General features: G+C 50.6%; 9 protein-coding genes. 5 read left to right on the top strand and 4 right to left on the bottom strand.

What is annotated here, in order from left to right:
* The first annotated feature begins 1 nt into the window (after window position 1).
* The 5 genes from G4V39_RS09800 to G4V39_RS09780 all read left to right on the top strand — a co-directional run bounded on the left by G4V39_RS09800 (window position 2) and on the right by G4V39_RS09780 (window position 5,267).
* Window positions 2–1,051 carry a cytochrome c3 family protein gene (locus tag G4V39_RS09800; protein ID WP_166032760.1) on the top strand — a complete coding sequence of 350 codons (1,050 nt, stop codon included), beginning with the start codon at window positions 2–4 and terminating at the stop codon, window positions 1,049–1,051.
* A gap of 43 nt (window positions 1,052–1,094) precedes the next feature.
* On the top strand, window positions 1,095–2,321 hold the full coding sequence (locus G4V39_RS09795; RefSeq protein WP_166032759.1) for a cytochrome c3 family protein: 1,227 nt from the start codon (window positions 1,095–1,097) through the stop codon (window positions 2,319–2,321).
* Window positions 2,312–3,640 carry a YncE family protein gene (locus G4V39_RS09790; protein ID WP_166032758.1) on the top strand — a complete coding sequence of 443 codons (1,329 nt, stop codon included), beginning with the start codon at window positions 2,312–2,314 and terminating at the stop codon, window positions 3,638–3,640. Before G4V39_RS09795 ends, G4V39_RS09790 begins: the two co-directional genes overlap by 10 nt.
* Before the next feature lie 72 nt (window positions 3,641–3,712).
* On the top strand, window positions 3,713–4,723 hold the full coding sequence (locus tag G4V39_RS09785) for a cytochrome c3 family protein (protein WP_166032757.1): 1,011 nt from the start codon (window positions 3,713–3,715) through the stop codon (window positions 4,721–4,723).
* Complete coding sequence (locus G4V39_RS09780; protein ID WP_166032756.1) at window positions 4,704–5,267, top strand: methyl-accepting chemotaxis protein; 564 nt, start codon at window positions 4,704–4,706, stop codon at window positions 5,265–5,267. The genes G4V39_RS09785 and G4V39_RS09780 overlap by 20 nt, the downstream gene beginning before the upstream one ends.
* Here G4V39_RS09780 and G4V39_RS09775 read toward each other — a convergent pair.
* The 4 genes from G4V39_RS09775 to obgE are packed head-to-tail and all read right to left on the bottom strand — an operon-like array spanning window position 5,257 to window position 10,874.
* Window positions 5,257–6,555, bottom strand: a complete 1,299-nt coding sequence (locus tag G4V39_RS09775; RefSeq protein ID WP_166032755.1) for a bifunctional folylpolyglutamate synthase/dihydrofolate synthase — start codon at window positions 6,553–6,555, stop codon at window positions 5,257–5,259. The genes G4V39_RS09780 and G4V39_RS09775 overlap by 11 nt on opposite strands.
* Window positions 6,552–8,690, bottom strand: a complete 2,139-nt coding sequence (locus G4V39_RS09770; protein WP_166032754.1) for an ATP-dependent helicase — start codon at window positions 8,688–8,690, stop codon at window positions 6,552–6,554. The genes G4V39_RS09775 and G4V39_RS09770 overlap by 4 nt, the downstream gene beginning before the upstream one ends.
* 53 nt (window positions 8,691–8,743) lie before the next feature.
* Window positions 8,744–9,862, bottom strand: a complete 1,119-nt coding sequence (proB, locus tag G4V39_RS09765; protein ID WP_166033124.1) for a glutamate 5-kinase — start codon at window positions 9,860–9,862, stop codon at window positions 8,744–8,746.
* Window positions 9,852–10,874, bottom strand: coding sequence for a GTPase ObgE (obgE, locus tag G4V39_RS09760; protein WP_166032753.1), 1,023 nt, complete (start codon window positions 10,872–10,874; stop codon window positions 9,852–9,854). The genes proB and obgE overlap by 11 nt, the downstream gene beginning before the upstream one ends.
* Between the last annotated feature and the right edge of the window lie 4 nt (window positions 10,875–10,878).

The following is a 10,878-nucleotide window of genomic DNA, read 5'->3' as shown; positions in this document are numbered from 1 at the left end:
CTTGGGTAAGATCTGGAGCTTTCTTGTAAGTCTCTTAGGTCTTGTTCTTTTAGGATATAGCCCTGGAGTAGCACGGGTATCCGGGGTCTGTTCCAATTGTCATACCATGCACTACTCACAGGGGGGCACCACTTTAACCCAATGGGGAAGCTCTGGGCCTTATAAAGCCCTTTTAAACAACAGCTGCCTTGGTTGTCATACCGGGATTAATACGGGGACAAATAAGGTTCCTTACGTCCTTTCTACCAGTGCCCCCACCTATAGCGATACAGGTACAGAGTCTGGCACTAATACCTTAGCTGGTGGCAATTTTTACTGGGTGGGGGTCGACGACGCCTGCGGCCATAATGTTGCTGGCGTAGCCGGAGTGGACGCCACTTTAGGGACTACACCTCCCGGAGGCACAGATCTTGGTCAACAGCTCACCTGCGCCGGTCAGTATGGCTGCCATGGAGACCGAACCGTAGCCGGAGATGTAGAGGCCCTTTTAGGAGCCCATCACGCTGACGACTCCACTATCGATGGCTCTACCGTAGGGAAGAGCTACCGTTTTCTTAAAGGGATAGTTGGGCTGGAAGATTCTGACTGGGAGTATCAGCCCACAAGTAGTGCCCATAATCAGTACAAAGGGCGAGATAGAGTCTCAGAAACGGACATTGACTCTACCACCATAAGTTCTCTGTGTGGTCAGTGTCATGGCGATTTTCATGCCGGAGCAAACATCAGCAGTGGTAGTTGGGGGTCTCCATGGTTGAGACACCCTACTGACTATGACCTTGGCAACACCAGTGCTGGTTCAGAGTATCGTAATTATCCAGGAAACTATGGTCCGGCCGCTGGGGCCTATTCGGTTATTGCTCCGGTGGCAAGCGAAGATGTTTCTAGTGTCAAACAAACCGTAACCTTTAACAACGACACCATTGTAACTTGTATCTCTTGTCATCGAGCCCATGGTACCCCTTACAAGAAAATCCTGCGCTGGAACTACCAGGGCTGGCCTGGAGGAACAACGGTAAATGGCTGTAATGCATGCCATACAACAAAAGACTAAAGGCTTAAGCATTAGGCTTAGAGTCTTTTTGGTTGCTGGAGCGATGGTCCTTTTAGTAACCACTTTAGCCTTTGCCGGAGATTATCTTAATTCTGCCCACGGTAACAGCTCTACAGGCGTAAAACGGACAGAAAGAACAACCACTTACTCTCAAGGAAATTGTGGTCACTGTCACGAACAGCATGGAATAATAAACGGGGCCACCAACTCCGGGCCTTTCCCTTTTGACCTCTTTAGAAACTTCTTCAACACCGGAGCCACCACAGGAAGTTACCTTCAGGATGACAATTTTTGTTTTGCATGTCATGGAGCCCCATCTTTGCAAAGCGGAGGCATAACCAATAATGACTACGCTCAAACCTTTGGGGGTTATACCACCCAGGGGCCAACAACTATTTTAGAGGCCTTCAATCAAACTTCCTACCATAATCTCTACGATGTCTGGAATTTTGCACGAAATACATTTTCTTTCTTTACGGATCAGTCCAATCCTTGTGTAGCTTGCCACAACCCACACCTGGCCAAACGTATCAAGGCTAATCCAACCAACCCGTCTGCTGCCACCGCCGTATCACGCCCAACTGATCACGGAACTCTTTGGGGAGATGGGGCCGGGGAGAAGATGGCCGACTTCTTTACCGGAAAATATCAGGCCCCTCTTCATTATTCCTCAGGTTATGAGCCAGGGGGGACAAACACCTATGATGGTTCTAATCTTCCTGATTATGCTACCTTCTGTACCGATTGTCACAACTCCACAAATACCATTTATAGCACCACCTTGGGGCGCAACCTTCGCCCTATAGACTGGATAAGCGAAGGTGGAGAAAGCGGTCCGGGGGATAAGCACGGCCGAAACTCGGCTACTGTTGCCATCAGTATGAATGCCCCTTATTCATCGGCCCCTATAGGGATATCCATAGGTTTTGCAGTTTCCTGTCTGGACTGTCACGAGCCCCATGGCTCTCCCAATCCCTTTCTTATCCGTCGGGAGGTAAATGGAGTTGCTGTAAGTATTACGGATCCTAACAGCAAGGACATGGGCTACCTGTGTCGGGCCTGCCATATGGACGACAAGGCTGCCGGGATCTCCTCAACTGCTAACCGCTGGGAGTATATTCATCATAAGGCCTCTGATAGACCTTATGTTCAAATGCAGTGCATGTTTTGTCACCAGGCTGGCGGCGTATCTAACTGCCTTAATTGCCATATGCACGGTAAAGATGACAGCTGGGCCGGAGCCCGAGCCACGGGAAGGATATGCTTCTGAGATTTTTTACCTTCTTGATCTTTTTTCTTCTTCTTAAAGGAAGCTGTCTGGGGGCAAGGGTTAATATCTTTTTAAACATCATCAACCCCCCACCAGAAGAGATTAGCTTCAAACTAAAAAAACTCTATCTCCTCAAAGAAGGGGAAAGAAAGCTTCCTCTGCTTCAGGGAAAGTACGTCTCTTCTCGAGTATCTTTCGGCCAGACGCTCTTAACCACTCAAGAAATCCCCCCTGGGACTTATAAAGGCCTCTCCCTAGAGATTAGTGATGTCTGCCTAGGGGAAGGGCATTTAAGCTCTCCAGCCGAACCGGTGATAATAAATCTTCCGTTTAGGCTTAGAGGAAAAGCAAGCCTTAGCCTTTTTATTCTCTGGTATGTGCGAGACTCCATTCAGGGATCTCGTTTTCTTCCTAGTTTTACCGGCCGACTACAAGGAAGACCACTTCGTGAAGAAACCCTTTACGTGAGCTGCGATGATATAGACACCCTTTTTGCCATCCGGGCTGACACCAATCAGGTGGTAGCCTCTTTGGCCGTCTCTGGCTCTCCTACCGACATGGCTATCTCCACCGCAGGTAATCGTCTCTATGTACTGGCCCAGGATGACCGAGCCATCAATGTAATCGAGCTTTCTTCTTTCCGACCCATAGACTCCTTTTTTCTTCCTTTAGCCACCCGTCCCAAATATCTGGCCCTGGTAGGATCTAGATCAGCCGTAATTACTGATCCGGATTCACACTTTCTTCTGCTGGTAAACCTTACCTCTGGAGGCCTTCTTTCTTCTAAACGACTTGGCTATCAACCGTCGGAGGTCCTCTATTGGGAGGATAAGGGCCAGATTTTTGTCTCCTCCCCTACAGATCAGGTGGTTTATATCCTCAACACAGATCTTTCCTCGGGTGGAAAGCTCACCGGGATTATGGATCCCAGAGGGTTATGGATTAGGGAGAAAAGACTTTATGTAGCCGAATATCGTCCTGGGACCTTGAGCATATTTAACCTTGACACCGGAGAGTTAGTAGGTCGGGTTCGTAGCGGTCGAGGAACAATTAGAGTTTCGGGATCAGATAGCCGATTATATATAAGTAACGAGGAAGAGGGGACTGTAGGCATTATTTCCCCCGGGCAACTTACCATTTCTAAGAAAATTCGTGTAAATGGTTCTCCCTTTACCATGGCCACCTATAATCAACGCAAATGGCTCTATGTGGCTGATCGCAAGGGCAAGGGTTTGGTAGTTATCGACACCATTTCTGAAAAAATAGTTGGCCGAATAGAACTGGGAGGAACCCCTTTTGCGCTGGTAGTCCATCACTAAACAAACAATCGGGTTATGAAGATCATGTCGGGGGCAAAGAAAACAGGAATCATTCTTTTATTACTAGGGGGGTTGTTTATCCTTCTTGGAGGGGGCGCGGAGGCAGCCAAATGCCGTGGTTGCCACCCCATGGAAGGAATGGGGATGGCTTCTATTCATCCCCCTTTTATGGAAGACCAATGCGAGATGTGCCACGGACAAATAGACAGGTCGTCTTCGACGAAAAGCATCAACTCTAAAGACATCAAGTGGTTTTTAGAAAGACATCATCTCGGGGGCACCGCCTACATTATTCTTCCGGGTCGCCTAAGGAAATATGACTTGGTCTTTGAATCCCAGGGGCCGACATTTCAAGAACGTCTTTCTCTGGAAAGTCTTCCCTCCCTGCCCCAGGGACACAAACCAGCCATCCTAGAAGCCAAACTCTGCGGCCTAGAGCAAGGCCCCTGGATAGAAGCCAAAATCTGTGTGAAGACCGACCTCCCTACGGAGGTAGAGATAAACTGCAATGGGGTCCAGGGGATGAGTGAGGGAGATTTTTACACCTTTCAGGTAATCTCTCTTGCCGGACTTAAGGTAGGGAAAAAATATCAATGCCTATTAACGGCGCGAGATATCAGTGGTGAGGAGAGCCAGACTAAGATCTCCTTCACCACAGATCATTCGTTTGCCGGCCCCCAGGTACCACCGGCTCGAAAGGTCGCAGTGGATCTCTACCAAAGCCCGATGGAGGAACCTCTACTTGAGATCCAGAGTGATGGAGCTCTAAATTGGCGTTTGGGCACTATAAAAAAAGAGACTTCTCAGGCAAAACGTTCTCATGGTCATCACAAAAATCTGAACTCTCCGGTGGTGGCTGGTCTTGATGCCTGCTTTAAGTGCCATGATTCTCATAGTCTGGGGGCCTCTCACCCGGTCAATGTCCATTTACGTCAGGGAATGCTGGCCGAAGGGATCCCGGTTTTTAATGGTGTAGTCACTTGTGCCAGCTGCCATAATCCTCACTCAGCCAAGGAACCGTATCTTCTCCGCAAAAGAGGACGTAACCTCTGCCTGTCCTGTCATGGCCAACGATATCGTTAAGGTGAAAAAGATGCACAAAAGAAAAAAGCTCAACCTGGCAGTTAAAAGGGACCTTCAGATCTGGATTCTAAGCCGCATTATCCTGGTGGTGATTATCTCCATCTCCATTGCTCTTTTCATTATGTATCTTTTTAGTCACAAACGAATAGACGAATCCTTTTACCAGGCTCATATTACCATTAGGCGAGTAAGCGACCTGCTTCTGCCGGTAATTTTAGCCTCCGGAGGAGTTTGTCTGGCGGCGGGGGTTATATTTGCCATCTTTTTCCCCCAACAGATTGCTGGTCCTATCTATCGGCTTGAAGAAGATTTAAAAAGTGTAGCCCGGGGAAATTTTGCCCAAATATTCCGACTCCGCCGGACAGATCGTTTCCATTCCCTGGCTGAGGCGGCCAATCTGGCCCTTGATCGGGTGAGAAAGGAGCTACGTCAGATAAAACAAGAAGTAGACCTCTTGGACCAGGATCTTGAAGGGGGCAAAGTGGAAGAAGCCAGGGAGCGAATAAAAAGGCTCAAAGAGTACCTTAACCAACTCAAGATGTAATCAGGCCGCTAAGGAGTTCGTTTCGAACCTTTCCTACCAGATAAAGAGAGCCGGCCACTAACAGGGGGGTTTCCTCAGAAATCAATTTTCGAGCCGCCTTGAGGGCTGAGGAAGGCTTTTCTACCAGGGCGGCCACCTCAAAGGGAAGCCCTTCACGGATAAGACTTCGCCAGGTATCAACAGTGATAGGCCTTCGAGGTCCTTCAGGGACAGTAATAAGAACCTTTTTGGCCCGACTCCCCAGGATTCTGAGCATCTCAAGGTAGGGTTTATCTCCCCCTTCATCGGTGGCTCCAAAAAGGAGAATGAAACGTCTGTCCAAACCTCTAGCCAGGATTTCTCTTTCTAGGGCCCGAACACCATCAAGATTGTGGGCCCCATCAAGAATAACCCTGCCCTCAGGCAGAGAAATTTCTTCCAGCCTCCCCGGCCAAAAGACCGATTCTAGCCCCCTTTTTATTGTCTCCGGAGAGATCTTCTCAAAACCAGCCTCGCCGAGAAGAACAGCCGCCGCCAAAGCCAGAGAGGCATTTCGAAATTGATATTTTCCTTTTAGCCCCGGGGCTATAGATTCAAGGCAAAAGTCTCTCTCCGGGAAGGAAAAGTAGAGACGTTTCCTGCCCCAGGCCTTAAAATCTCTTCCAGCGACATAAAGGGGACAGTCAAGGATCGAAGCCCTGTAGGCTATTTCCTTTAAGGCCACATCCCTTGCTCCTGTAATTACGGGGGTTCTCGGTTTGAGAATACCCGCCTTCTCGCGGGCAATTTCCCGTCTGGTCCGTCCCAGATAGGCCTGATGGTCAAGTCCCACGTTGGTAATCAGGCAGAGGCTCGGGCGGACGATATTTGTAGCATCATAGGTGCCCCCTAAACCGCACTCTATAACGGCTACATCTACCCCCTCTTCAGCAAAGAAAACAAAGGCCAGAGCGGTGGTCAGTTCAAAATAGGTGACCTGATAGCCGGCCTCTACCAGCCGTTTAAGATCGGTCATAATCCTGGCAAAGGCCTCGGGAGATATCATCTGGCCAGAGACCAGGAATCGCTCTCGAACAGAGACAAGATGAGGAGAGGTGTAGAGGCCCACCCGATAGCCTGATTCCTGAAGGATTCTGGCCAACATAGCCGCCGTGGATCCTTTGCCGTTGGTGCCGGCAACATGGACTACGGGGTAGAGAAGATGGGGGTTATTCAGGGCCTCCATGAGGGCCTGAATACGCTCAAGGCCTAGCTTCATCCCGTGGAACTGAAAGGAGTTAAGAAAGGCGCAGGCCTGGCTAAAGTTCATGGGGCCAGTCGTTCTAGTTTGACATATTTGAGGTGGAGGGTCTTGGTTCCGGCAGTTTCAAAATTCACAACAACCTTATGTTGATCGGTCATACCTCTTACCTGACCCGTCCCGAAGACCGGATGTTTGACCCACTCACCGGGCTGAAAGGCCGGACCAGTTTCGATATTAATGACCACCGAAGCCTCATCCGGGGACAGTTCAGCCTGTATTTCGTGCCAATTACGACTGAGCCTTGCTGGAAGCTCAGCCAAAAAACGGGAGGCTTTAGCGATGGTCCTCCCCTGGCCAGGAATATACATTGTCCCCGGGTAGGTAAGATAAAGGCGCTCCCTGGCCCTGGTAACCGCTACATAGAAAAGACGTCTCTCCTCTTCAAGATCATCCTCTCGGCCGAGAGAATATCCTGAGGGGAAACGACCTTCCACAAGAGAGATAACAAAGACCGTATGCCACTCCAGGCCCTTAGCCGAATGAATAGTCGAAAGAACCAAACATTCTCGATCAGTATCGTAAGGCTCTACAGAGGCGACGCTGGCTTCAGGAGGTTCAAGGGCCAGATCGGTTAGAAAATCATCCAGGTCCTGGTAGCGACCGACAATGGAAAGAAGATGATCAAGATCCTTTTCCCGCTTGGGATAATCGTCATGGTAGACCCGGGAGAGAAGCGGAAGGTAATACTCAAAAAGTATCTCCAAACGCTCCTCCGGAGAAAGTCCCTCTTTGGCCATGGCTAAAAGGGTCCTGGCCAATCGACCAAGGCCTTCTCTTATAGCCGGCTTGGCTGGATAGGTCTCTAGGGCCTTGATGGGCTCGGGGGTATAACGCAGATAGTTTATAAGCTGTTGGCTGGTCTTAGGCCCCACCCCCTCAATAAGAAGGAGAATCCGATTCCAGGAAAGCATATCTATTGGATTAACGATAATTCTTAGGTGAGCAATAATGTCTTTTATATGGGCTGTTTCGATAAGCTTCATTCCCCCTTGTTTGACAAAGGGAATGTCCCTCTTGGTTAGCTCCAGTTCCAGATCAAAAGAGTGGTAACTAGAACGAAAAAGCACGGCGATATCGGAAAGTTCTACACCCTCCTCACGAAGTTCGAGGATCCTGTCGGCAATAAATCGACTCTGCTCAGCCTCATCGCGACCGCGAAAAACTACCGGAAGCTCTCCTCCCTTTCTTTTGGTGTGAAGGCATTTGGTGTATTTCTCTTTAGCCCGGGCAATGGCGGCATTGGCCAAATCTAAAATAGGCTGGGTACTTCGGTAGTTTTCTTCCAGTTTGATGATCTTGGCCCCGGGGAAGAGACGAGGAAATTCTAAGATATTACGAAAATTGGCCCCTCTGAAAGAATAGATAGACTGGGAATCATCCCCAACCACCATGACATTCTCATGTCCTTCAGCCATAAAGCGAACTATTTCTGCCTGCAGGTGGTTGGTATCCTGATATTCATCAACCATTATGAAATTAAAGCGCTCAGCCACAGACTCCCGCACCCTGGGGAATTCAGCCAATATGCGCCGCCAGTAGACAAGTAGATCATCATAGTCCAGGAGTTGATGCTCCAGTTTATATTGAACATAGTGGCGAAAAAGCCGGGCTAGATCCTCTATGTCTCCTAAAAGGTGGGGATATTCGGCCTCGATGAGATCCTCCAGTCCCATCATTTTGTTAACCATCTTGCTGAAAATAGCAGCGATGGTCTCCTTTTTGGGAAAACGTCGTCCCTTTCCTGCAAGACCAAGGGCATTACGCAGAAGGTTAATAGCATCTTCGGCATCACCGCGATCCATAATGGTGAAGTGGCGGGACAGGCCCACCAGCTCCCCATATTCTCGGAGCATCAGATGGGAGAGGCTATGAAAGGTCCCCCCCAGAACCCGTTCGCAACGATCTTCCGAGAGGATAGCCGAGGCCCGGCGAAGCATTTCGGTAGCCGCCTTTCGGGTAAAAGTCAGAAGGAGAATCTTCTCTGGAGGGATCCCTTCCTCTACCAAGCGGGCCATTCGATAAACGAGGGTTCTGGTCTTACCGGAGCCCGCCCCGGCAATAACCAAAAGAGGGCCATAGAGAGTGGTTACAGCCTCATATTGGGCGGGGTTCAAAAGGGCCTGATAATCTATCCTTTTCATGGCGGAGCAAAAACTAACACGACCTCTCCAGCCCGGCAACGGCCCTAAAAGGGCTATTCTTCGGCCAGAACCAGGTTGTCCCGGTGGATGATCTCCGGAGGGGCCTGAGCTCCCATAAGACGACAGACTTCAGGGCTACGGCAACCAATGATCCTTCTAATCTCGGCCGCTGAATAGTTGCTGAGCCCTATGGCCACACGGCGGCCTTCTTCATCCAGGCATTCTACACAGGCCCCCCGGGGGAAATTACCCTCTACAGCCTTGACCCCTACCGGAAGAAGGCTGGCCCCATCTTTGACAAGGGCCTTTTTAGCCCCGGCATCAATAATAATGGCCCCGGTAGGTTTGAGATTGTAGGCGATCCAGTATCGCCGGCTGGAAAGTTTGCGTCCCGAGGGGACAAAAAAGGTGCCAACCTCTTCACCAGCAAAGATCCGCTCCAGAATCCCGGGTATCCGACCACCAGCAATCACCATAGGCACTCCGGCAGAGGTGACCATCTGGGCGGCCTTAATCTTTGTCCCCATTCCCCCTCGGCCCAAGCGGCCCGGACGATCTCCGGCCATTTCTACTATCCTACGGTCTATCTTTTCTACCAAGGTTAGGGGACGGGCCCGGGGAGAAAGACGGGGGTCTTGGTCATAAAGGGCATCAACATCGGAAAGACAGACCAAAAGATCAGCCTCCACTAAATTTACGGTAAGAGCCGCCAGAGTATCGTTGTCACCAAACTGGATTTCCTCTATGGCCACCGTGTCGTTTTCGTTAACGATAGGCAGAACCTTCCAGGTAAAAAGAACTTTCAGGGTATTTCTGGCGTTCAGAAAACGCTGCCGGCTCTCTAAATCCTGCCGGGTAAGAAGAATCTGGGCCACTTTCTGACCATATCGCTCAAAGGCCTCCTCATAGGCCTCAATAAGGCCACTCTGACCGATGGCCGCCAAGGCCTGCTTTTCTGGCAGGCTTCGGCCGTGGAATCCCATCTTGCGCCGCCCGCAGGCAATAGCTCCGGAAGAGACCAAAACAACCTCATATCCCTGGCGCATAAAGCGAGAAAGTTCGGCCGAAAGATTGTCGATTACCTGGCGATTAAGGCCGTCAGCGGCCGTGATCACGGCACTGCCCACCTTAACCACCAGACGGCGTACGCCCTGAAGATACTTAAGTCTCACCTCTTTGCCCATGGTCTTGAATCTCTCGCAACATTTGATAAAGGCCAGAGGTCAAATTTGCCAAACCCTCTCCAGTAACTGCCGAGACCAAAAACACCCGATAGCCCTTATCTTCTAAGGTTTCCTTTAATGGCTGAAGCTCAGAGCGATCATAGATCAAATCTATCTTGTTGAGGGCTATGGCCTGAGGCCGCTGGAGAAGTTCCATCTCGTAGGAGGCCAGCTCCTTCTTGACTACCTCCAGATCAGTCAGGGCCTCCTTGCCCCGGGAGGCATCAAGCACATGGAGAATAATTTTGGTTCGTTCAATATGTCTGAGGAAATCAAGCCCCAATCCTACGCCCTGATGGGCCCCCTCGATAAGACCGGGAATATCGGCGATAACAAAACTCTCTCCCTCCCCTACCGAAACCACCCCCAAGACAGGATGAAGGGTGGTAAAGGGATAATCAGCAATCTTGGGCCGGGCTGCTGACAAACGGGCTAAAAGGCTGGACTTACCGACATTAGGCAGACCCACCAGACCTACATCGGCAATAAGTTTGAGCTCCAGGAGAAGTTCTCGTTCCTCTCCCGGCTGCCCCGGCTCAGCAAATCGGGGGGCCTGCCTTGTAGGGGTGGCAAAGTGGGCATTCCCCCGGCCTCCCCGCCCCCCCCGGGCGGCCACCCAGCGCTCTCCAGGCCGGGTAAAATCTTTAAGCACTGCTCCGGTCTCAGGATCCTTGACCACTGTACCCACGGGCACATAGACGATAAGATCCTCCCCGTCGGCCCCGGTCTGTTTCTTTCCCCGTCCATGTTGGCCAGGATGGGCCTTAAAGACCGCCCGGTGGCGAAAATCATAGAGGGTGTGGAGCTGATCTGTGGCAACCAAGATGACATCTCCTCCCCGGCCCCCATCACCTCCATCAGGACCTCCCTTGGGGACATACTTCTCCCGCCGAAAGCTGACACATCCATTGCCGCCACGCCCGGCTTTGACTTTGATCTTTACCTGATCAACAAAACGCATCTAA

It is taken from the genome of Thermosulfuriphilus ammonigenes (assembly GCF_011207455.1).
GTDB classification, from domain to species: domain Bacteria; phylum Desulfobacterota; class Thermodesulfobacteria; order Thermodesulfobacteriales; family ST65; genus Thermosulfuriphilus; species Thermosulfuriphilus ammonigenes.
Note: the sequence above shows the minus strand (reverse complement) of the source record. Positions and strands in the feature narration are given on the sequence as shown.

What these genes read in the sequence shown, in the direction of transcription:
- G4V39_RS09770 (WP_166032754.1), bottom strand. Translation starts at nt 8,690, where the DNA reads ATGAAAAGGATAGATTATCAGGCCCTTTTGAACCCCGCCCAATATGAG.
- G4V39_RS09795 (WP_166032759.1), top strand. Translation starts at nt 1,095, where the DNA reads ATGGTCCTTTTAGTAACCACTTTAGCCTTTGCCGGAGATTATCTTAAT.
- G4V39_RS09790 (WP_166032758.1), top strand. Translation starts at nt 2,312, where the DNA reads ATGCTTCTGAGATTTTTTACCTTCTTGATCTTTTTTCTTCTTCTTAAA.
- G4V39_RS09780 (WP_166032756.1), top strand. Translation starts at nt 4,704, where the DNA reads ATGGCCAACGATATCGTTAAGGTGAAAAAGATGCACAAAAGAAAAAAG.
- G4V39_RS09775 (WP_166032755.1), bottom strand. Translation starts at nt 6,555, where the DNA reads ATGAACTTTAGCCAGGCCTGCGCCTTTCTTAACTCCTTTCAGTTCCAC.
- obgE (WP_166032753.1), bottom strand. Translation starts at nt 10,874, where the DNA reads ATGCGTTTTGTTGATCAGGTAAAGATCAAAGTCAAAGCCGGGCGTGGC.